The 21,317-nt window shown below is 66.2% G+C and carries 24 protein-coding genes and 2 tRNA genes; 19 read left to right on the top strand and 7 right to left on the bottom strand.

What is annotated here, in order from left to right; all coding sequences use genetic code 11:
- Positions 1 to 252: 252 nt before the first annotated feature.
- From AC1DYD_RS04575 to AC1DYD_RS04540, 8 genes are all read left to right on the top strand, one after another.
- Positions 253 to 2,031: a nitrite/sulfite reductase gene (locus tag AC1DYD_RS04575; protein ID WP_478171557.1), complete on the top strand. Its 1,779-nt coding sequence runs from the start codon at positions 253 to 255 to the stop codon at positions 2,029 to 2,031.
- A complete protein-coding gene (locus AC1DYD_RS04570; RefSeq protein WP_478171556.1) occupies positions 2,028 to 2,420 on the top strand; it encodes a DUF934 domain-containing protein in 393 nt (130 codons plus the stop codon). Before AC1DYD_RS04575 ends, AC1DYD_RS04570 begins: the two co-directional genes overlap by 4 nt.
- Before the next feature lie 44 nt (positions 2,421 to 2,464).
- Complete coding sequence (locus tag AC1DYD_RS04565; protein WP_478171555.1) at positions 2,465 to 3,085, top strand: phosphoadenosine phosphosulfate reductase domain-containing protein; 621 nt, start codon at positions 2,465 to 2,467, stop codon at positions 3,083 to 3,085.
- Positions 3,086 to 3,129: 44 nt separating this feature from the next.
- Complete coding sequence (gene cysD, locus AC1DYD_RS04560) at positions 3,130 to 4,083, top strand: sulfate adenylyltransferase subunit CysD (protein ID WP_478171554.1); 954 nt, start codon at positions 3,130 to 3,132, stop codon at positions 4,081 to 4,083.
- Between the two features lie 126 nt (positions 4,084 to 4,209).
- Positions 4,210 to 5,538: a sulfate adenylyltransferase subunit 1 gene (locus AC1DYD_RS04555; RefSeq protein ID WP_478171553.1), complete on the top strand. Its 1,329-nt coding sequence runs from the start codon at positions 4,210 to 4,212 to the stop codon at positions 5,536 to 5,538.
- Positions 5,539 to 5,580: 42 nt separating this feature from the next.
- The gene (fdxA, locus tag AC1DYD_RS04550) at positions 5,581 to 5,910 is read left to right on the top strand and encodes a ferredoxin FdxA (protein WP_478171552.1); all 330 of its coding nucleotides are present in this window, start codon (positions 5,581 to 5,583) and stop codon (positions 5,908 to 5,910) included.
- 5 nt (positions 5,911 to 5,915) lie between these two features.
- Complete coding sequence (locus AC1DYD_RS04545) at positions 5,916 to 6,938, top strand: NAD(P)/FAD-dependent oxidoreductase (protein ID WP_478171551.1); 1,023 nt, start codon at positions 5,916 to 5,918, stop codon at positions 6,936 to 6,938.
- A 155-nt stretch (positions 6,939 to 7,093) separates the two neighbouring features.
- Positions 7,094 to 7,252, top strand: coding sequence for a hypothetical protein (locus AC1DYD_RS04540; RefSeq protein ID WP_478171550.1), 159 nt, complete (start codon positions 7,094 to 7,096; stop codon positions 7,250 to 7,252).
- Between the two features lie 140 nt (positions 7,253 to 7,392).
- Here AC1DYD_RS04540 and AC1DYD_RS04535 read toward each other — a convergent pair whose 3' ends face one another.
- The 5 genes from AC1DYD_RS04535 to thiD form a co-directional block, all read right to left on the bottom strand.
- Positions 7,393 to 7,689 (bottom strand): HigA family addiction module antitoxin, encoded by a 297-nt coding sequence (locus AC1DYD_RS04535; protein WP_478171549.1) that lies wholly within the window; start codon positions 7,687 to 7,689, stop codon positions 7,393 to 7,395.
- A 165-nt stretch (positions 7,690 to 7,854) separates the two neighbouring features.
- A complete protein-coding gene (locus AC1DYD_RS04530; RefSeq protein WP_478171548.1) occupies positions 7,855 to 9,057 on the bottom strand; it encodes a hypothetical protein in 1,203 nt (400 codons plus the stop codon).
- A 73-nt stretch (positions 9,058 to 9,130) separates the two neighbouring features.
- The gene (locus AC1DYD_RS04525; RefSeq protein WP_478171547.1) at positions 9,131 to 10,045 is read right to left on the bottom strand and encodes a hypothetical protein; all 915 of its coding nucleotides are present in this window, start codon (positions 10,043 to 10,045) and stop codon (positions 9,131 to 9,133) included.
- Positions 10,046 to 10,190: 145 nt separating this feature from the next.
- Positions 10,191 to 10,391 carry a hypothetical protein gene (locus AC1DYD_RS04520; protein WP_478171546.1) on the bottom strand — a complete coding sequence of 67 codons (201 nt, stop codon included), beginning with the start codon at positions 10,389 to 10,391 and terminating at the stop codon, positions 10,191 to 10,193.
- 351 nt (positions 10,392 to 10,742) lie between these two features.
- Positions 10,743 to 11,591 carry a bifunctional hydroxymethylpyrimidine kinase/phosphomethylpyrimidine kinase gene (gene thiD, locus AC1DYD_RS04515; RefSeq protein ID WP_478171545.1) on the bottom strand — a complete coding sequence of 283 codons (849 nt, stop codon included), beginning with the start codon at positions 11,589 to 11,591 and terminating at the stop codon, positions 10,743 to 10,745.
- Positions 11,592 to 11,638: 47 nt separating this feature from the next.
- Between thiD and AC1DYD_RS04510 the strand changes: the two genes are divergently transcribed.
- The 6 genes from AC1DYD_RS04510 to AC1DYD_RS04485 all read left to right on the top strand — a co-directional run bounded on the left by AC1DYD_RS04510 (position 11,639) and on the right by AC1DYD_RS04485 (position 15,141).
- Complete coding sequence (locus AC1DYD_RS04510) at positions 11,639 to 12,739, top strand: FAD-dependent oxidoreductase (RefSeq protein WP_478171544.1); 1,101 nt, start codon at positions 11,639 to 11,641, stop codon at positions 12,737 to 12,739.
- A complete protein-coding gene (gene thiS / locus AC1DYD_RS04505) occupies positions 12,736 to 12,933 on the top strand; it encodes a sulfur carrier protein ThiS (RefSeq protein ID WP_478171543.1) in 198 nt (65 codons plus the stop codon). Before AC1DYD_RS04510 ends, thiS begins: the two co-directional genes overlap by 4 nt.
- A 10-nt stretch (positions 12,934 to 12,943) precedes the next feature.
- Positions 12,944 to 13,762 (top strand): thiazole synthase, encoded by an 819-nt coding sequence (locus AC1DYD_RS04500; protein ID WP_478171542.1) that lies wholly within the window; start codon positions 12,944 to 12,946, stop codon positions 13,760 to 13,762.
- Positions 13,759 to 14,679: a thiamine phosphate synthase gene (locus tag AC1DYD_RS04495; RefSeq protein WP_478171541.1), complete on the top strand. Its 921-nt coding sequence runs from the start codon at positions 13,759 to 13,761 to the stop codon at positions 14,677 to 14,679. The genes AC1DYD_RS04500 and AC1DYD_RS04495 overlap by 4 nt, the downstream gene beginning before the upstream one ends.
- 81 nt (positions 14,680 to 14,760) lie before the next feature.
- Positions 14,761 to 14,836 (top strand) — tRNA-Asn (locus AC1DYD_RS04490).
- Positions 14,837 to 15,065: 229 nt separating this feature from the next.
- Positions 15,066 to 15,141 (top strand) — tRNA-Asn (locus tag AC1DYD_RS04485).
- A 54-nt stretch (positions 15,142 to 15,195) separates the two neighbouring features.
- On the opposite strand, the gene AC1DYD_RS04480 is transcribed toward AC1DYD_RS04485, so the two are convergent.
- The gene (locus AC1DYD_RS04480; RefSeq protein WP_478171540.1) at positions 15,196 to 16,713 is read right to left on the bottom strand and encodes an ArnT family glycosyltransferase; all 1,518 of its coding nucleotides are present in this window, start codon (positions 16,711 to 16,713) and stop codon (positions 15,196 to 15,198) included.
- 131 nt (positions 16,714 to 16,844) lie between these two features.
- Between AC1DYD_RS04480 and AC1DYD_RS04475 the strand changes: the two genes are divergently transcribed.
- The 3 genes from AC1DYD_RS04475 (at position 16,845) to AC1DYD_RS04465 (ending at position 18,468) form a co-directional block, all read left to right on the top strand.
- Positions 16,845 to 17,294 (top strand): hypothetical protein, encoded by a 450-nt coding sequence (locus AC1DYD_RS04475; protein ID WP_478171539.1) that lies wholly within the window; start codon positions 16,845 to 16,847, stop codon positions 17,292 to 17,294.
- A gap of 128 nt (positions 17,295 to 17,422) precedes the next feature.
- A complete protein-coding gene (locus AC1DYD_RS04470; protein WP_478171538.1) occupies positions 17,423 to 17,989 on the top strand; it encodes a phosphatase PAP2 family protein in 567 nt (188 codons plus the stop codon).
- Positions 17,990 to 18,126: 137 nt separating this feature from the next.
- Entirely contained in the window at positions 18,127 to 18,468 is a 342-nt protein-coding gene (locus AC1DYD_RS04465; protein ID WP_478171537.1) for a DUF2845 domain-containing protein, read from the top strand.
- Between the two features lie 34 nt (positions 18,469 to 18,502).
- Here AC1DYD_RS04465 and AC1DYD_RS04460 read toward each other — a convergent pair whose 3' ends face one another.
- A complete protein-coding gene (locus AC1DYD_RS04460; RefSeq protein WP_478171536.1) occupies positions 18,503 to 19,174 on the bottom strand; it encodes a hypothetical protein in 672 nt (223 codons plus the stop codon).
- A 321-nt stretch (positions 19,175 to 19,495) separates the two neighbouring features.
- Here AC1DYD_RS04460 and AC1DYD_RS04455 point away from each other — a divergent pair, with 321 nt between their 5' ends.
- Positions 19,496 to 20,524, top strand: coding sequence for an ABC transporter substrate-binding protein (locus tag AC1DYD_RS04455; protein WP_478171535.1), 1,029 nt, complete (start codon positions 19,496 to 19,498; stop codon positions 20,522 to 20,524).
- Between the two features lie 4 nt (positions 20,525 to 20,528).
- Positions 20,529 to 21,311 (top strand): ABC transporter ATP-binding protein, encoded by a 783-nt coding sequence (locus AC1DYD_RS04450; RefSeq protein ID WP_478171534.1) that lies wholly within the window; start codon positions 20,529 to 20,531, stop codon positions 21,309 to 21,311.
- The last annotated feature ends 6 nt before the right edge of the window (positions 21,312 to 21,317 follow it).

Below are 21,317 nucleotides of genomic sequence, written 5' to 3'. Positions count from 1 at the left end.
TGCGCCGGAGCCGCAGGCGCCGAGCAATGCATCGCGACACCCGGCTTTTCCTAGAATCGGCGCTCCCCCACCGGTTCCGCCTTATCCGGAAAAGCCCTCGAATCGCCCGCCAACCCGCATGGGGACTGGCAAATAAGCTTATCCGCATAAGGCGCGAACCAAAAAATAGTTTGTTTCCATAAGGCTGGCTTTTACATTCCACGCTCGCTTTGACGGGCGGTGGACGCGTCGCCTTCCAGCCACTGACACACGATGTACCAATACACAGATTTCGACCGCCAGTTCGTGCACCTGCGTGCCGCGCAATTCCGCGACCAGCTCGAGCGCTGGCAGAGCGGCAAGCTCGCCGAAGACGAGTTCCGTCCGCTGCGGCTGCAGAACGGCTGGTACGTGCAGCGCTACGCGCCGATGCTGCGCGTGGCCGTGCCCTATGGCGAACTGTCCAGCCGCCAGCTGCGCGTGCTGGCGAAGATCGCCCGCGAGTACGACGAGCCCGAGGCCGAGGTCTACAAGCACGCGCTGGCGACGCAGGGCAAGCTCGGCACGCACAAGCTGCCGACCCACTACGCCCACTTCACGACGCGCCAGAACGTCCAGTACAACTGGATCCCGCTCGCCAAGTCGGCCGACGTGATGGACCTGCTGGCCACGGTCGACATGCACGGCATCCAGACCAGCGGCAACTGCATCCGCAACATCACGAGCGACGAGCGTGCCGGCATCGCGGTCGACGAGATCGCCGACCCGCGCCCGTTCGCGGAAATCATGCGCCAGTGGAGCACGCTGCACCCCGAGTTCGCCTTCCTGCCGCGCAAGTTCAAGATCGCGATCACAGGCTCGAAGGAAGACCGCGCCGCCACCGGCTGGCATGACGTCGGCCTGCACCTGCTGAAGAACGAAGCCGGCGAGCTGGGCTTCCGCGTGCAGGTGGGCGGCGGCATGGGCCGCACGCCGATCATCGGCACCGTGCTGCGCGAGTTCCTGCCGTGGAACCAGATCATGAACTACCTCGAGGCGGTGATCCGGGTCTACAACCGCTACGGCCGGCGCGACAACATCTACAAGGCGCGCATCAAGATCCTGGTCAAGGCCGAGGGCCAGCGCTACATCGACGACGTCGAGGCCGAATACCAGCAGGTCATCGAGAACGACGGCGCGCCGCACACCATCACGCAGGCCGAGCTCGACCGCGTGAGCGCCTCCTTCGTGCCGCCGACGCTCGCCACCCGCGTGTTCCGCAGCGCCGAGGCCACCGACGCCGACCTGCGCGCGCAGGCCGCCGACGACGTGATGTTCGCGCGCTGGCTGCAGCGCAACGTGGCGCCGCACCAGAACCCCGCGCTGCGCGCGGTCACGCTGTCGTTCAAGCGCCGCCTGCAGGCGCCCGGCGATGCCTCGGCCGAGCAGCTCGACGCCGCCGCCCGCCTGGCCGACCGCTTCAGCGCCGGCGAGGCTCGCGTCACCCACGACCAGAACCTGCTCTTGCCCTGGGTCCATGCCGAAGACCTGCACGCGCTGTGGCTCGCCGCCCGCGAGGCCGGCTTCGCCAGCGCCAACGTGCACCTGCTGACCGACATGATCGCCTGCCCCGGCGGTGACTTCTGCGCCCTGGCCAATGCGCGCTCGATCCCGATCGCCGAAGCGATCACCGAGCGCTACCAGGACCTCGACGAGCTCGACGACCTCGGCGAGATCGACCTCCACATCAGCGGCTGCATCAACTCGTGCGGCCACCACCACAGCGGTCACATCGGCATCCTCGGCGTCGACAAGGACGGCAAGGAGTGGTACCAGGTGACGCTCGGCGGCTCCGACGGCTCCGCGCTCAGCGGCGCGCCGCAGCCCGGCAAGGTGGTCGGCCCGTCGTTTTCGGCGGCCGAAGTGCCGGACGTGATCGAGGCCGTGCTCAACACCTACCGCGACAGCCGCGAAGCCGGCGAGACCTTCATCGACGCGCTGCGCCGGGTCGGCATCGAACCCTTCAAGGCCGCCGCCAACGGCGCCCGCTTCAAGGTCGAGGTGGCCGCATGACCCGCACCCTGACACTCATCGCCGCCGAAGACCACGTCGACAACGGCGACCCGAACGTGCTGCAGTTGACCAACGATGCCGATCCGCTGGCGATCGAGGTCTGCCTCGACGACGTCGATCGCATCGACCTCGAGTTCCCGAAGTTCACCGACGGCCGCGCCTACAGCCAGGCTTTCCTGCTGCGCCGGCGCCTCGGTTTCAAGGGCGACATCCGCGCCACCGGCGACGTCCTGATCGACCAGCTGGTGCAGATGCAGCGCATGGGCTTTTCGAGCGCGGTGCTGAGGGAAGGCGTCGACGCCTCCGCGGCCCAGCGCCAGTTCGACCGCTTCGCCGCGTTCTACCAAGGCGACGCCGTGCAAGCCACGCCGTTGTTCACGCGTACCTGAGCGGGCCGTCGGCACGCCCCTGCCCCCACTGGAAACCTCGCCCCATGAGCATCGATCTCGCACAAATCAACGCCAAGTTCGGCCGCAACGCCGAGGGCCTCGTGGACTGGGCCGTCGGCCTGGGCCGGCCGGCGATCATCACCACCAACTTCCGGCCCTTCGAGGCGGTGATCCTGCACATGGTCACGCGCGCGAAGCCCGACGTGCCCGTGGTCTGGATGGACAACGGCTACAACACCGACGCCACCTACCGCTTCGCCGACGAGGTGACGAAGCTGCTGGACCTGGATCTGCGCATTTTCGTGCCTCGGCGTTCGCGGGCGCATCGCGAAGCCGTGGAAGGCCCGACGCCGGCGCTCGACGATCCGCGCCACGCCGCCTTCACCGAGGAGGTGAAACTGGAGCCCTTCGCGCGCGCCCTGCGCGAGATGGCGCCGCAGGTCTGGTTCACCGCGCTGCGGGCCACCGACACCGCCGTGCGCGCACAAATGGAGCCGGTCAGCATCAACCCCGACGGCCTGATCAAGGTCGCGCCGCTGCTGCACTGGTCGTCGAAGGATCTGCACGCCTATTGCCAGGCGCATGGCCTGCCCAACAACTTCGACTACCTGGATCCGACCAAGGGCGAGGACAGCCGTGAATGCGGCCTGCACCTCGCGCACTGATGTTCCACGCCGCATCCGATCCATTCTCTGAGCGCCCCGATTCCATGAACGCCCGTACCGATTCCGAGCTGTTGCTGCAAACCGCGCAGTCGCTCTCGCGCCTGTCCAACACGCAACTCGACGCGCTCGAGGAAGAAACCATCTTCATCCTGCGCGAGGTCGCGGCCTCGTTCGAGCGGCCGACCTTGCTGTTCTCGGGCGGCAAGGATTCGCTGGTGCTGCTGAAGTGCGCCGAGAAGGCCTTCGGCATCGGCCGCATCCCCTACCCGCTGCTGATGATCGACACCGGCCACAACTTCCCCGAAGTGACGGCCTTCCGCGACGCCCGCGCCAAGGAGCTCGGTGCCGAGCTGATCGTGCGCAACGTCGAGGATTCGATGAAGCGCGGCACGGTGCGCCTCGCCCATCCGGGCGAATCGCGCAACGTGCACCAGTCGGTCACGCTGCTCGAGGCGATCGAGGAATTCCGCTTCGACGCGCTGATCGGCGGCGCCCGCCGCGACGAAGAAAAGGCGCGCGCCAAGGAACGGATCTTCTCGCACCGCGACAGCTTCGGCCAATGGCAGCCGAAGGACCAGCGGCCCGAGTTGTGGACGCTGTTCAACACCCGCCTGGCACCGGGCGAGCACTTCCGCGTGTTCCCGATCTCGAACTGGACCGAACTCGACGTCTGGCAGTACATCGAGCGCGAGCATATCGCCCTGCCCTCGATCTACTACACGCACAAGCGCGAAGTGGTCGAGCGCCGCGGCCTGCTGGTGCCGGTGACCGAACTCACGCCGCCGCGCGACGGCGAGCAGGTCGAAGTGCGCGACGTGCGCTTCCGCACCGTCGGCGACATCACCTGCACCTGCCCGGTCGACAGCCTCGCGGCCGACGCCGGCGACGTGGTGATCGAGACGCTGGCCGCCGATGTCAGCGAACGCGGTGCCACGCGGATGGACGACAAGACGTCCGAAGCGTCCATGGAAAAGCGCAAGAAAGACGGGTATTTTTAGCTCGCCCCCAGGTTGCCCGCACTTCGTGTCGGGCGCCCACCCCCTGCCGGGGGCAACACCAGCGGCCCGGCAAAGCCGGTTCCGCGGTGTTTCACGAAAAGACAGCGCCACGTGCGGAGAACGAATATGAACGCGACGATTTCCTCCATCAAGCCGCAAGCCGAGACCGGCGCCGCCCTGCGCTTCATCACCTGCGGCAGCGTCGACGACGGCAAGAGCACGCTGATCGGCCGCCTGCTGGTCGACAGCAAGACCGTGTTGCAGGACCAGCTGGCCGGCGTCCAGCGCGGCGGCGAGACCGATCTCGCGCTGCTCACCGACGGCCTCTCGGCCGAGCGCGAGCAGGGCATCACCATCGATGTCGCCTACCGCTATTTCTCGACCGCCCATCGCAAGTTCGTGATCGGCGACGCACCGGGCCACGAGCAATACACCCGCAACATGGTCACGGCCGCCTCCAGCGCCGACGCCGCCGTGGTGCTGGTCGACGCCACCAAGCTGGCCTGGGCCGCCGAAGTCGGCGATGGCGAAGTGGTCAAGCGCGAGCTGCTGCCGCAGACCCGCCGCCACACGCTGCTGTGCCACCTGCTGCGCGTCCAGTCGATCGTCTTCGCGGTCAACAAGCTCGATGCCATCGACGATGCCGAGCTCGCCTTCGAGCGCATCTCGGCGGCGCTCAGGGACTTTGCCGAAGCCGCCGGCGTGCAGGTCGCCGCCACGGTGCCGATCTCGGCGCTCAAGGGCTGGAACGTGGCTTCGCGCCACCCCGCCTGGGCCGGCTACCAAGGCCCGAGCCTGCTCGAACTGCTCGAGCAACTGCCGGTCACCGCGCAGGACGAGGCCGTTCCCTTCGCTTTCCCGGTGCAGTGGGTCGAGAAGTTCTCGGCCTCGGCCGACACCTCGCGCGGGCGCCGCGTGTTCTGGGGCCGGGTCGCCAGCGGGCACATCGAGCCCGGCCAGCGCATCACGGTGCTGCCGAGCAACCAGCACGCCACCGTGGCGCAGGTGCTGAGCCACACGCGCGCGCCCAAGGCGGTGCATGCGGGCCACAGCGCCGGCATCGTGCTCGACCGTGAACTCGACGTCTCGCGCGGCGACTGGCTGCTGGCGCCCGACGCCTTCGAACCGGTGCGCGAGATCACCGCCACGGTCGCCTGGCTCGACGACGAGCCGCTGGTGGCCGGCCGGGTCTACTGGGCGCTGCAGGGCCATCGCTGGGTCAAGGCCAAGGTGGCGCGGATCGTCGACCGGGTCAACATCACGACCCTCGACGCCGAGCCGACCGACCAACTGGAGGCCAATGCGATCGGCGACGTCGTGCTGTCGCTGCAGCAGCCGCTGGCCGTGCTGCCCTTCACGCAATCGCGCGCCCTGGGTTCGCTGATCTTGGTCGATACCGCCTCGCACCGGACCTCCGCCGCCGTGCTGGTGCGGCCCGCCGCCGCAAAGGCCTAAAATTCCGGGTTTCCCCGATCATTCCTCCCGTTAGCCAAGACCATGACCCACGTCGTCTCCGAATCCTGCATCCGCTGCAAATACACCGATTGCGTCGACGTCTGTCCGGTCGACTGCTTCCGTGAAGGGCCGAACATGCTGGTGATCGACCCCGACGAGTGCATCGACTGCGCGGTCTGCATCCCCGAATGCCCGGTCAACGCGATCTACGCCGAGGAGGACCTGCCGGCGAATCAACTGGCCTTCATCAAGCTCAACGCCGAACTGGCCCTGGCCGACGGCTGGAAGAGCATCACCAAGCGCAAGCCGGCGCTGCCTGATGCCGAAGAGTGGAAAGACAAGACCGACAAGATCGGTGAGCTGATCCGCTGAGGGAAGTGGCTGCCGCGCTCCCCATCGAAACCGATGCGCTGATCATCGGCGCGGGCCCGGTCGGGCTGTTCCAGGCCTTTCAGCTCGGACTGCTCGAAATCGCCTGCCACATCGTCGATGCCCAGTCCCAGGCCGGCGGGCAATGCGTCACGCTCTATGGCGACAAGCCGATCTACGACATTCCCGGCACGCCCGTGACGACCGGCCGCGGGCTGGTCGAATCGCTGCTGCAGCAGATCGCGCCGTTCAAGCCGCAATTCCATTTCGGCGAACAGGTCGCGACGCTGGCGCGCCAGGACGACGGCCGGCTGCTGCTGGGCACGTCGCGCGGCAGCACGTTCCTCTGCAGGACCGTCTTCATCGCGGCCGGTGTCGGCGCTTTCGTGCCCCGGCGGATCGCGGTCGACGGCATCGATAGCCTGGAAGGCTCGAAGCTCTTCTACCACCCGGACGCACTCGATCGCTTTGCCGGGCAATCGGTGATCGTGCATGGCGGCGACGACGCCGCGCTGGATACCGCGCTGGCGCTGGCGCCGCTCGCGAAGAGCGTCACGCTGCTCCACCGCCGCGACGTCTTCCAGGCCGACGAGGCCACCGTCGCCGCGGTGCGCGAGCGCATCGCGGCCGGCGCCATTCGCCTGCAGGTCGGGCAGCCCGTGGGCTTCGACGACACGCAGCTCCGGGTCGCGACGCCGGACGCCCAGACCGTGGCACTGCCCTTCGACACCCTGGTCGGCTGCCTCGGAATCTCGCCGCGCCTGGGACCGATCGCCGACTGGGGCCTCGCCCTCGAACGCAAGCAGGTTCCTGTCGACACCGAGAAGTACGAGACGCGGGAGCGCGGCGTGTTCGCCGTCGGCGACATCAACACCTACCCCGGCAAGAAGAAGCTGATCGTCTGCGGCTTCCACGAAGCCACCCTGGCGGCCTGGGGAGCGACGGCCATCGTGTTTCCCGACAAGGCGATTCCGCTGCAATACACGACCACCAGCACCAGGCTGCACACGCTCCTCGGCGTCGCGCATTGATCCCCGCATCCGCTTTGCGTGGCCCTGCACACGCATGGCTTTCGACCCTGAACCTGGCATGAACGCGGTGTTCATGCTGGCCCGGCCTGCGGTGGGCGGGACTGGCGGTCTTCGCGATCGCGCGCGTCACGGGCTGGGCGCGCATCGACGTCGGCGTGCATTTTCCGCTCGACATCCCGGCCGGGCTGGCCTTGGCGGCCCTGATCACGGCGCTGTTCTGGGGGGTCTCGATCGGGGTTCGGCGCTTCATCGGGCCGCTGGTCGCGCCCGACGATCCGCGCACGGCGCCTGCCGCGAGCACCTTTGGCGTCTAGCGCCGGGCCGACCGCCGGCCGCCGCCGGCTCTACAATCCAAGCTGCTTCGCCTGACGGAAGCAACGCTAGGGGTGCCGGCCCGCGACCGACTGTCGCAAGCCGGCTGAGAGAGTCCCTTTGAACCTGACTGAGGTAATGTTCAAGCGAAATCGAATTGCTCGATCGTCGCCAATTCGTCGCCGAGTTCATCCTTTGCCATCGCCGTGTCGTATGCGGCCTGGAGGTTCGTCCAGAAACAGTCGCTCAGGCCGAAAAAGCGTGACAGTCGCAACGCGGTATCGGCAGAAATTCCGCGCGCACCGTCCAAGATGGCGGCAACGCGCGTGAGTGGCACATGGATCGACTTCGCGAGCCGGTACGCCGTGATGCCGGCGGGCTTCAAAAACTCCTCGGCAAGGATCTCGCCGGGATGGGGATACGGGACTTGGCGCGTCATGGAAACTCCTTCTCTACGCAACGTCAACACAAAGTTCAAGCGTGGTAGCTCAGGGCAATCCCGTCAACCTCTATTCCTACATGCCGCCATCCGCAGGCCAGAAAAACCCAAGGCGTTGAGCACCTCGGACTTTCATTTTCTTGGTTGATCAGACTGGCGTGAGCCCTAGCGTCGAGGCATGGTCTGCGGCGCTTGGGGTGTTAGCGTTGGAGGCATCACCGGCCCGGTGGGCGGGGTGAATACGGGCTTGGTGACCGCAGGCGGCGGGTTCGTCATGCGCGCCTCGATCTGGTCCGCGAGTTGCGCCATGTAGGTGTTGCCCGGGTTCTGGTTGGACTGGAGCCGGGCAGTCGCTGCCAACTTCTGCACCTGCGAATCTGGCGCCGCCTCCGCAAGCAACGGCATCGCCTCGGGTGACGACAGATAGGACAGCACCTTGCGCGCATCGGTGCTCGGCTCGCTCAACTTGGCGACGATGATGTCATCCATGCTTTGCCCGGTCTTTTGGCTTTCGATGGCGGCGCTCGCGCGCAGCCAGTCGTTATAGCGCAAGCCATCCACCCCCCCAAACTTCCCGACCGCATTGTCAAATTGGGGTTCGGTGTCTCGCAGTAGCTTCGCCATGTCGGCGGAAGACTGCAGGAACGGCGCGGCGTTGAAGTCCTGGCCGCTATTGAGCGCATTCGCCAGAATCGAGGAGGCGAGCGGATTCTTCGACGCCCCAATTTCCGCCAGGAACTCCTTTTGCTTCTCGGGTGGCGCGCTGGTGATTAGATGTGCCATTTCGCGAAAATACGAGTCGGCGTCTAAAGCGCCGCTTTTCAGGGCATCTTTCAACACGTACTCGGTGTCCGGCAGATATTCCAATCTTGCGTAGTCCGTCGCGGCATAGGCTGCAATCTGCTTGTTCGGATCGGCAGCGAGTTTTTTCAATTCAAGCGCGATTTCCAGATTCGCGCCAGATGTGTTCTCCCGGTTATGAATCGCGGAAAGAATGGAAACCATTGCGATCTTTTCTTCGTCACTCAATTGACCGCCGTGCAAGAGCCCAAGGACTAATCTTGCTGATTGAGGGGTCGCGGGAATGCCCTTCGAGAACATTTCCTCCAACGCAATGCGTCCAGCGATTCCCGGCATCGGTTTATAGGAGCGCAAGGGATTCTGATCGTCGATTTTTGAGGCCGCAATTGCTACGTTGGTTTGATATTCGGCGGCGCCGTCTGGCCGAGGGGCGCTCGTGCCAGCGAACGGAGCGCCAAACTGCTTCGTCGCTGAGAGGTCGGTCTGCGACTGGTCATTGCGATAAAGGGCAAAGGCTACCCCGGTTGCACAAAATATGGCGAGCAGTATCCAATGAAATTTTTTCATCTGGCTTATCCCGCGTATGTCTTTAGAAGCTGGAACACGACTGTCGGAAGGACAGTTTGTCGCAAGGTGTAGTTTACGAAGGAAGCCCATCGATCGACTGAACTGGATTTCCTTTTATATCCGTTTGACCGCCAGCGTTGTAGATACTATAGATATCGAGAACGTATGTGTCACAGCGATACAAGCCCTGTTGCGCACCCTCAGTTGCTGTTCTCGGCAGGGCGGGGGTCGCCGTGAACACCAGCGTGTACTTGGCACCCAGTTGCCATGTCTGGAACGCGCGCATAACCATAGCGCTACGGCTGCTCCACACCTGACCGGTGTTATAGCAAACCGTGTCGAAGCACCCCTTGACATAGTAATTTGGAATGTTCGGATAGCCCGCACCCCAGTAACCGGTAGGCCCCTGATATGCCACTGTTGCCTTGAAGTTATCGACCGTCACATACTGAACGACTTGCGGCTCATTCATCACTTGATAGATGTTGCCTCCATCGAAGAAACCGAGATGCCCAGGAAAGGCAACGAAGCTTGCGAGGGTGCGGCCTACCACGTCACCCGCCTGTCTCGGCTCCGGCTTAATCAAATCCGGGTCCTGGCCGATATTCCAAAGCGCCTGCCCGTTCCAGTAAATTACGAGATTGCCATCATTCTGGGCCGAGAGATAGGCGCCAGGATGATTTTGAGTGGCTGCATTCCAAAGCGCGCCCCATCCACTGTTGTACGCGACGAAATTTCCGTCCCCCTGCATCGGAGCAACATACCCGCCCTTACCATTGGTGTAGGAGGCCCAGCGGACGGCCCAGTCGGAAGTCCTGTAGTACACAAGATTTCCATCACCCTGCATGATGAGGACATATTGGCGATCGTCCGAATAGATTCCTTGACCCGGATATAGAGAATAGCCCGGCGGTAGATTGGCGGCGCTACTCAAATTCGCCATGCAGAGCAAAGCGACCGCGAACAACCAACGTACAGAAGAATTCACTTCTTCTCCAGTTTTTTAGACCGGCAAAGCTTCTCCATTCATATTCTGTGCGTCCATGAGATTTGTCTGAAAGTTTCTCTTTTCAGAAAAAAAACTACTTTTCATTTTTTAAGTACCCTCGGGCGACGCGCACCTGGTCGATGATTTACATCACTCGACGACCGCGAACCTTCGGCGGCGGCCAGCGTAGCTCAGCCTCGCACACCACCCGGGCGAACGGCAGGCGAAGGTACTGCGCGGCATCCATGAAGTAGCTCAACCCGTTCTTCTCGGGCTCGCTGCTGTACAGGTGCGCGCCGCTGGTCGAACGTGCCGCGCAGCTTCTTGAACACGTGCCCTCGATCATCCGTGCCGCCTACAATGGCCATTCGCTAGGGGTGCTGTGTCGGCTCGCCGGCCCGGCTGAGAGAAAACCCTTTGAACCTGCTGGTGGGACAAGGTGACGCGGAAGTCGGACCGCTCGCCCTGAACCGCCAGGGACCACAAAGTTTATCTTTGGGTCTTGAGGCAATCCTCGCGCAGGGAAGCTGGTCCGGCGGCCGCCACGTTGTCTCGCGCGGCGGTCGGGCTGCCGGCCTTGCCCACCTGCCAAACACTTTGCACGGGAGCAAATGGATGGCAAACACAACCCATGAAACGAGCTCGGCCGGTGCCAACGAGACCCTGACGCCGCTCGGCGAGTCCGGCCGCGTCTGGCTCACGCGTCCGGCGCCGGCAGGCGAACGCTCGGCACTGGCGCGAAGCCATGGTTGAGGGGGCCGTGACCCGAACCGACCTTGAAGTCCGCCCCGGCCGCCATGGCCGCGACCACGTAGCCGCGTGCGCGTTCCACCGCTTCGGGCAGCGCGTAACCGAGCGCCAGATGCGATGCGATGGCCGACGACAGCGTGCAGCCCGTGCCATGCAGGTTACGGCTCTGGATGCGGTTGGAAGAAAGCCGCAGGCGTTCGCCGTCGGCCTCCGCCAGCAGGTCGACCACGTCGTCGCCCGGCAGGTGGCCGCCCTTGAGCAGGACGGCATGGGCGCCGAGCGCGAGCAGCTCGGTGGCCGCATCGTCGAGCGCATCGACGCCATCGATGGCATGGCCGATCAGCAGCGCGGCCTCGTCCAGGTTGGGCGTGACGACCACTGCCCGCGGGAACAGTTCGCGCACCAGCACGGCCACCGTCTCGGCCGCGATGAGCCGGTCGCCGCTGGTGGCGACCATGACCGGATCGAGCACCACGTTGGGCAGCTTGTAGTGGTCGATGGCCCAGGCCACCACCTCGACGATCTCGGGCGCATGCAGCATGCCGAGCTTGACCGCGTCGACGCCGATGTCCTCGACCACCGCCTGGATCTGCGCCTTCAGGAAGGCCGGCGGCACGCCGTGGATGCCCGACACGCCGAGCGTGTTCTGCGCCGTCAGCGCGGTGATCGCGGTCATCCCGTAGCAGCCCAGCGCCGAGAAGGTCTTCAGGTCGGCCTGGATGCCGGCGCCGCCGCCGCTGTCGGAGCCGGCGATCGAGAGCACGCGTGCGTAGCGGGAGAATGCAGTGGTCGTCATGTTGAAAATTATGGGCCACGCGCGCCCTGGCCCCGCCTGAGATCCCGATGAACCCGCACACCGAACTTCCTTTCCGCTCCGCCGCCGTGCTCGGCGCCGGGCTCATGGGCCGCCTGCTGGCGCTGGCGCTGGCACGAGCCGGCTGCGAGGTCGACCTGTTCGAGGCCGGCGGCCCGGACGCCGAGGGCGCCGCCGCCCGGGTCGCCGCCGCGATGCTCGCGCCGCTGGCCGAATCGGCCGTGGCACCGGCGTCGGTGGTCCGCATGGGCCATTACGGGCTCGATCGCTGGCCGACGCTGATCGCCTCGCTCGCGCTGCCGGTGTTCTTCCAGCGCGAAGGCACGCTGGTGCTGTGGCACCGGCAGGATGCGGCCGAGGCGGCGCGGCTCAAGCGCGTGCTCGCGCACACCGGCGAGGTGGTGCCCGAGCTGCCCGCGATGCAGACGCTCGACGGTGCCGGCATCGAGGCCCTCGAGCCTTCGCTGGGCCGGCGCTTCGCGCAGGCGCTGCTGTTGCCCGACGAGGGCCAGCTCGACAACCGCGCCTTGCTGGCCTCGCTGCTCGCCACGCTGCAGGCGCTGCCCCGGGTGCGCCTGCACTGGCATGCGCCGCGCACCGTCGACGACTTCGCGCCCGGCGAGGCCGGCCAGCCCGAACGGGTGATCGACTGCCGAGGCCTCGGTGCCAGGCCGCAATGGAACGCGCTGCGCGGCGTGCGCGGCGAAGTGATCCGCGTCCACGCCCCCGAAGTGACGCTGCGGCGGCCGACCCGCCTGGTGCATCCGCGCTATCCGATCTACATCGCGCCCAAGCCCGACCGGCTGTTCGTCATCGGCGCGACCGAAATCGAATCGGACGACATGTCGCCGGCCAGCGTGCGCTCCACGCTCGAGCTGCTGAGCGCGGCCTACGCGGTGCACAGCGGCTTCGCGGAAGCGCGCATCGTCGAGATCGCGACCCAGTGCCGCCCGACCCTGCCCGACAACCTGCCGGCGCTGCGCCAACTGCGCCCGCAGGTGATGCAGATCAACGGCCTCTATCGCCACGGCTTCATGATCGCGCCGGCGATCCTCGATGTGGCGATGGAATTGCTCGCGGCCGGCCGCTCTGCGCTCGCCGGCCGTTTCGGCCTCGCATCGAACCCATGAACCTCCTGATCAACGACATCCCCCACACGCTGCCGTCCGGCGCGAAGCTCGCGGACGCGCTCGTGCTCGTCGATGCCAAGCCGCCGTTCGCGGTCGCCGTCAACCGGCAGTTCGTGCCGCGCTCCAACTACGGCTCGCAGGTGCTGCAGGCCGACGACCGCATCGAAGTGATCCGCCCCGTGACGGGCGGCTGAAGGAAATCCCATGACCTCCCTGCCCGACAACGACCCGCTCGTCCTCTACGGCCAGCACTTCGACAGCCGCCTGCTGCTCGGCACCGCGCGCTACCCGTCGCCCGATGTGCTCGAGGCGGCGGTGCGGCGCGCGCGGCCCGCGATGCTGACGGCCTCGCTGCGCCGCCAGACCGCCACGCCGAATGCATCGGGCAGCGACAACGGCTTCTGGGATCTGCTGCGCCGCCTCGGCGTTCCGGTGCTGCCCAACACGGCCGGCTGCCACAGCGTGCAGGAGGCGATCGCCACGGCGCAGATGGCGCGCGAACTGTTCGACACGCCCTGGATCAAGCTCGAGCTGATCGGCGACGACTACACGCTGCAGCCCGACACGCTGAACCTAGTCGATGCCGCCTCGCAGTTGATCCGCGACGGCTTCCAGGTGCTGCCCTACTGCACCGAGGACCTGGTGCTGTGCCAGCGCCTGGTCGATGTCGGCTGCCAGGCCGTCATGCCCTGGGCGGCGCCGATCGGCACCGGGCGCGGGCCGGTCAACCCCTACGCGCTGCAGGTGCTGCGCGAACGGCTCGCCGTGCCGCTGCTGGTCGATGCCGGGCTCGGCCTGCCTTCGCATGCCTGCCAGGTCATGGAATGGGGCTACGACGGCGTGCTGCTGAACACCGCGGTGGCGCTGGCCCAGGACCCGGTCGCGATGGCCGGCGCCTTTGCCGATGCGGTCCGGGCCGGCCGCAGCGCGCACCACGCGGGCGCCATGGCGGCGCAGGATTCGGCCCAGCCGAGCACGCCGGTGCTCGGCACGCCCTTCTGGCATCACGCGGGGTCCCAATGACTGCCATCACCGACGCTTCCGCCATCGCGCGGGCCATCGTCGCGGCCCATGCCGCGCGCTTCGGCGAAACGGCGAACACCGCCGCGTCGTTCTCGTCGGACGACCCGCTCTACCGTGGCGCGAAGCAGGCCTGCGCGACGCTGGGTTTCATCGACATCGATGCCGAATGCCTGGCACGCGCCTGGCGCGCCCAGACCGAGCGCAACGGCCGCTTCGACGCCGAGGCCTGGCCCGACACGCCGGCCGATTTCGGCCTGCGCCCCTTTCCACCGACAAGCCGCGACGACGCCTTTCCGCCCTGCCCCGAGAAGCTGGGCCTGTATGCGGTGCTGCCCGATGCGCAATGGGTCGGCCGCATGGCGCGCGCGGGCGTTCCGACGGTGCAGCTGCGCTTCAAGTCGGACGATGCGGCGGCCATCGATCGCGAGGTGCAGGCGGCGGTCGAGGCGGTGCGCGGCACCGGCGCCCTGCTGTTCATCAACGACCACTGGCAGAGTGCCATCGCGGCGCGCGCCTACGGGCTGCACCTGGGGCAGGAAGACCTCGACGCCCTGACGCCCGCGGAACTGCAGACTATCCGCGGCTCCGGCATTCGCCTTGGCGTCAGCACCCATGGCTACGCGGAGATGCTGCGCGCCGACCTCGCGAGCCCGAGCTACATCGCCATGGGCGCGGTCTACCCGACCACGCTGAAGCGAATGGCCACCGCGCCGCAAGGCGTCGCGCGCCTGGCGGCGTATGCGCGACTCATGCGCGGCTACCCGCAGGTCGGCATCGGCGGCGTCGACGAGCAACGCATGCCCGAGGTGCTGGCGACCGGCGTCGGTTCGGTGGCCGTGGTGCGCGCGCTGGTCGCCGACCTGCAGCCCGAGGTGGCGGCGCAGCGGTTGATGGCGATCTGCAAGCGCGCCGCCTGATGTCTCGGGCTGAAGAAAAATATCGCTTTGGCGGGCGGCAGCCGGAGAGCCCCAAAAACCACGCTATAATTTAAGGCTTGTTCCTCGATAGCTCAGTCGGTAGAGCGCCGGACTGTTAATCCGTAGGTCCCTGGTTCGAGCCCAGGTCGAGGAGCCAAACTCAAGCCGCTGTGAACACTGTTCACAGCGGCAATCTCAAGAAGAGCTTCGGCTCTGCATCCGATCTCCACTCGGATGCTTCCCAGGAACGCGCCCATGCAGGCGCGTTTTTTTTCGTCTCGGCCTCGATGGTCGCCAGCAGCTCTGGCACCCTCGCCTGTCTCCCGGGAGACCGGTGCGCGTGCGCGATTTCGGCCCATCCGGTGAATATATAATCCGAGGCTTGTTCCTCGATAGCTCAGTCGGTAGAGCGCCGGACTGTTAATCCGTAGGTCCCTGGTTCGAGCCCAGGTCGAGGAGCCAATCAAAGCCGCAAGGCCCCTGGAAAGCCCGCTACCAATTTGGTAGCGGGCTTTTTCATTCTGTCGCCGCGCGCCAACGCGGATGACCCTTGTAGTTGATGCCCCGATAGATCGCGATGCGTCGCGCGACCTTGCCGAAGGCCTTGGCCTCGATGACGTCCACGAGCTCGATCCTGTCGAAGCTCGACTTCAGTCGTTCATTGTCCAGTGGAGACCAGGCCTGGTCCGAAACGAAGAGACCGGTCGCGCCCTTCAATTGCGTAGTGAGCGGGAAGTAGTCGAACTGCAGCGCCGCTTCGCCGTAGATGTCTTCCGCATAGGTGCGCGGCTGGCCGGGCAGATAGAAGCGCAGCAACGAGCTGATCTTGTAGTTCGGCGAGAACACGAAGGTCTCCGTGCCCTCGGCGCGCAACGCGCCGCCGATCTGGTCGACTCGCGCCGCGGCCCGATCGATGCCGCTCCAGTTGTTCATGTCGCCGGCCAGCGGGAAGTTGGGCACCGTCAGCACGACGCCGGCGATCAGCAAGACGGCGGCCGAGCTCGCCAGGCCGCGCAGCAGCCGCTTCTGGCCATCCTCGCGCGCGAGCAGGTGCTGCACGCCGAGTATCACCAGCGACCAGAAGGCCGGCACCAGCCAGTTGACCTTGACCAGCGAACGAAAGCTGATGAAAGTGAAGAGCACGATCGGAATCGCCCCGCTCAGCAGCAGCAGCCGGCCGCGGTCGTCGAGCTTGCCCGCCAACGCCGCACGCGCCCCGCGACCCAGCACCGCCATCGCCATGACGAACAGGTAGGGCGTCAGCAGCAGGAACTGCGACGCCACCAAGCCAAGAAAGTAGCGAGGCTTCAGCCCACCCAGTTCGCCGAGGCGCCGGCTGCTCTGGAAGGCGAACGACACCCACGCGTGCTGTGAGTTCCAGTAGATCGCCGGCATGAAGATGAGGCCGGCCAACAGCACGGCCAGATAAGGCTGCGGCTTCAGCAGCCAATGCCGCTGTTCGCGAGAACTCAGCAGGTACAGCAACACCACAGGCAGCAGCAGCACGCCGGCGTACTTGCCCAGCCAGGACAGCCCCATGAAGGCGCCGGCAGCGAACCACCACCGGCCATCGCCGCTCTCGCTCAGGCGCCAGACGGACCAGATCGTTGCGACCCAGGCAAAGAGCAAGGGAGCGTCGGGCGTCGGCCCCACGCCGTAGGCCTCGTACAGCAGGCTCAGGTTGAGCGCGGCCAGCGACCAGAAAGCCAGGCGACGATCGGCGTACATGTCGAGGATGAGCCGGACCCACATCAGGTTCCAGCCCAGCGACCAGAGCACGGCCGCGGCCTTGATGGCGAACGCAGTCTGGCCGAACACCGCCGTGGTGATCGCGATGCTGTAGGTGGTGAGCGGCGGATGATCGAAGTAGGACCAGTCGAGGTGCCGGCTCCAGCTCCAGTAATAGGCCTCCTGAGGCAGCAGCGGCAGCACGGCGGCCAGCAGCAAACGCAGCAAGGTGACGCCACCGATCAGGATGGCAATGGAATGGCGCGCCTCCGGTATCGATCGCCAACGGTTGTTCGTGAGGTGCATGGACGCATTCGAAGTTGCAGCATCGCGATTGTCGGGTCGCCGGGGGCGTTGGCACCCAGGGTTGTGCAGGCGAAAGACCCCGGGCACGGCTATTCAGCTTCCCGTCATGAAGGTCCACATAGAGTGAAGCGATGCTCGCTCGGATTCGTGGTCTGGTTGCAAGGCAATGCACGTGGTGGTGCATCGTCGGCCTGTTGCTGGTCGCCGCACAGCCGCTGATCGGCGCCCACTTCTCCCGCGATGGCCTCGAGGACGAAGGCGAGATCCACGTTCACAGCGCGGCCATGTCGGTCGAATTGGAGGCCGACGACGACGGCCTTCCCGGCGACGTCGAGATCACCGTCTATGTTCCTTCCGCCGCCAGCATCGATCTTCCACAGGCGTTCCAGCAAGGCATCGACCACCTGCTGACCCTGGTTCTGCTCCTGCTGCCGCTGCTGGTGTTGATCGCGCCCTTTCTGAGCGCTTTCCGGAGCGCCGCTCGCCACCGGCCCCTCAACAACAGCGGGGCTTCGCCACCCCCACCCACGGCCCCCTGGCACCGTCTGCCGCCCGAGACTGCGCCGCCCTGTCCGAACTGAATCACGACGCCCGGGATGGCGTCGAGGCCCGCTGCGCGCCGCGCGGCCGGTTCTTCATTTCGTGACTCGAAAGGTTCAGTTGTGTTCACATTCATCATCGCGCCGCCTCCCCGCTTCGGGAGGCCGGCATGAAGGCGCTCGACCTCGCCCTTTTCGACTGGATTGCCGCCGGCTACCACCCCATCGCCTGGTTGCTGCCGCTGATGTCGGCCATCGCGGTCGGCGGCCCCTGGATTTGCGTCGTCCTTGCAGGATGGGCGGCCTGGCACAGGCCGTCCGAGCGCAGCTACCTGATGGCCGTACTGGTCGCCGCGGCCGCAATGGCCATCATCGCCCACGCGATCGCCCAGGCGCTCGGCACGCCACGGCCCTTCATGCTCGGCTTGAGTCCGGCCTACGTCCATCACGGCGACCGCGGCTCGATGCCCAGCGCGCACGCGAGCGTGATGTTCACGGTCGCGCTGGTCTGCCTTCTGCGTCCGGGTCTGCGAAAGCTGGGTGCCGGCTTGATGGCAGTGACCTTGGCGACCGGATGGGCGCGAATCTACGTCGGCCTGCACTTTCCGTCCGACATCGCCGCCGGGCTGCTGCTGGCGCTGGTGATGGTCGGCGTCTTCGCGGCAATCCAGATGGCGAGCAGGCACCATCATCGACCCGCGGTGCATGCCGAAGCTTCTTCGTCGACGGGTAAATGAAGTGACTCCTGCGGGTCGATGCGAGCTCGCCGTGCCTCTTCTCCCACACGCCAGCGTGCTGCACTGCATATCCCGGCGAGCAGTGCAGCGGGTGCGGCTGGGGCGCAAAATGGCAAGGCGCAATGGAAAGAAGGGCAATGAATCTTCTGAAGCTCGCGGGCCTTTCGGTCTTGGTCGGGTTGCCATGCCTGGCACCTGCGGAGTCGCTGCGGTGCGCTGGAGGCATCGTCGCGGAGGGTGACTCCCGCCTGTCGGTCATCTACAAGTGCGGTCAGCCGGTGCTCACCGATACTTACTGTGCACCCGTGTACTACGGCGGCACGCTCAATGTGGTTCCCGAGCCTTTCGCATCCGCTGTGGTGCCGTGCCAGCAGATCGAAGAGTGGCTGTACGAGCGCGGACCGGGCGAGATGCTGGCCACCGTCTACCTGCGCTCGGGCGTGGTGCAGTCCATCGCGTACGGTCGCCAGCCACGATAGTCTTCCGCACTGCCCATTGACTTGCCCGCAGGGCTCATCCAGGCGCTCCTCGAGGCAGCCTCGCCAACCACCCTGCCAGCGCGCAAACCAGGACGAGTACCACCCATGAACTGGCCGCCATGGCCTGCGGAGAAGGCGGGGGCGGCGCCATCGTCATGCCGACGATCGTGAACACGAGAACGACCAGCGACAGCACGGTGAGTGCGACCCGCCTGCCGCGAGACAAGTGGCATCCAGGGATGAACAGGCAAAGGCCGAGCACCACGATGGCGGCCTCGACGACCAGGGCTGCAGGCATGTTCTGCCAAAGGCCAACGCCCACTTTCGCCGAATCGGCACCGACCAGGGGCATTTCGGGCCTGTGAACCAGGGCGTCCAGGAGCCAATGCGAGAAGACAGCCGCGGCAACGAGTACGGCGACGCGCATCTTCGAAGGTCCGAGGCGCCCATACGAGACGAAGGCCGCCGCTCCCGCCAAGGCGGACCAGCCGATGGCGGCCAACAATCCATGCGAGCAGGGAAACACGAATGCCGCCTGGTGTGTGCGGGCGAAGTCGGCAGGCAGCGTGACGGACTCCCAGCCCAGCAGCACGAAGAGCCACAACACCACGTCAAGAAGCAGCCCGGCTGCAATGAACACGCCCACATTCACCCGTCGCTCGGCCCGTCCCAAGGCCAAGCCGACACCCAGGTGACCAGCGAACATCGGGGCTCCTTTCAGAGGACAGACAGACCCGGGTCCAAGTCGTGGCCGACAGTCGCGGGCCGGACGCGAGCTTAGCAGCGCGATCCTGACGCCAGCAAGGCGGGTGGAGCGCCGCCTCTCGCACCGCTTCACTGCGACTTTCCGGCCGATGACCGGCGCGGTTGGCGACCTAACTTTTAGCTAGCCCGGCACGAAAAACGATGCTTGGAGGCAACGCTCGCGACTCCTAGTATTCCCTGCACTGGCCCTCGACATGACGTGGACACACACAGGGCCAAGGTCTCCGCGTTCATCCTGTTGCATTCAAAAAAGGAATCTGCCATGGCCAATCTCCGGGACCCCGGTCGCCGAAGCCTTCTCAAGACCTCGCTCATCGCCGGGGGCCTTTCGTTCGGCGGCATGCTGTCGATCGACGCCCTCGCGCAGGGCAAGGCGCGCATCAACATGCAGCTCGGGTGGATCCCCGGCGTCAACCAGATCGGCGAAGTGGTGGCCAAGCGCCTGGGCTTCTACGACCAGGAAGGCATCGAGTTCGCGATCCAGCCCGGCGGGCCGAACATTGATGGTGTGGCCATCGTGGCCTCGGGCCGCTACGAGGTGGGCCAGGTTTCGTCCAGCCCCTCGGTGATGCTGGCGGTCTCGCAGGGCCTGCCGATCAAGTGCTTCGCCGTCGGCGCGCAGAAACATCCGTTCACCTTCTTCTCGCTGGCCAAGAATCCGGTGCGCAAGCCCGCGGACCTGGTCGGCAAGAAGGTCGGCATCCCCTCGACCGCGGCCATCCTGCTGCGCGCACTCCTGGCAAAGAACAAGATCGCCGAGAAGGACGTCACCGTCATGACCGTCGGTTCCGACATGGCGCCGCTGCTGACCGGCCAGGTCGACGTGGTCACGGGCTGGCTCACCAGCACGACGGCGCTCAAGGCACTGGGTCCGGACCGCGCCGACCTGACGCTGTGGGACGGCGGCGTGCAGCTCTATGCACTGCCCTACTACGCGACGACCAAGACGCTCGAGACGCAGCCGAAGGTCATCGATGCCTTCGTGCGTGCGACATCGCGCGGCTGGCAGCACGTGAAGGCCAACCGCGACCAGGCGGTCGACCTGCTGGTGAAGGAATATCCGAACCTCAAGCGCGAGGACGAGCGCGTCGCGGTCGACGTCATGCTCGAGTACGCCTTCGGCGGCCTCGCGCAGACGCAGGGCTGGGGCGCGATGGACCCCGCCGTCTGGCAGGCGCAGATCTCGATGTATTCGGACCTCGGCCAGTTCACCGCGCGCACGCCGAAGGTGGACGACGTCATCTGGCTCGACGCACTGAAGTCGACCGCCGCCTACCGCATGAAGGCCTGAGGCCATGGCTGCCGTACTGAACGCCGCGCCGGCGATCTCGTGCCGCGACATCGGCATGCGCTTCTTCACCGAGCGCCGCGATGTCACCGCGATCAAGAGCCTGGACCTCGACGTCGCGCAGGGCGAGTTCCTGACGCTGCTGGGCCCCTCGGGCTGCGGCAAGTCGACCTTCCTGCGCGTGGTGGCCGACCTGCTGGCGCCGAGCCGCGGGAAGATCGATGTGCTCTCCACCTCGCCGCAGGCCGCGCGCAAGAACCGCGACATCGGCTTCGTGTTCCAGGACGCGGCGCTGCTGCCGTGGCGCACGGCGCTGCAGAACGTCCAGTTGCCGCTGCAGGTGGGTGGCGGCGCCAGCCGCAAGGGCCGCCGTTCGCCGCAGGAACTGCTCGAACTGGTCGGCCTCAAGGACCGGGCGCACGCCTGGCCCCACGAGATGTCGGGCGGCCAGCGCCAGCGCGTGTCGATCGCGCGCGCGCTGGCCAGCGATCCGAAGATCCTGCTGATGGACGAGCCCTTCGGCGCGCTCGACGAGATCACGCGCGACCGGCTCAACGAGGAGATCCGCCGGGTCTGGAAAGACACCGGCGTGACCATCCTGTTCGTCACCCACAGCATCCACGAGGCGGCCTACCTCGGCCAGCGCGTGTTGATGCTCGCGGCCAACCCGGGCCGCGTCCGCGAGATCGTGCCGGTCGACCTGCCCGAGGACCGGACGCTCGAGATCCGCGAAACACCCGAATTCGTCCGGCTCACCGCCCACCTGCGGCGCGTGCTGGAAACCTGCTGAGACTGC

It is taken from the genome of Variovorax sp. P4_B11, assembly GCF_056402355.1.
This window is presented reverse-complemented; position numbering and strand designations above follow the sequence as displayed.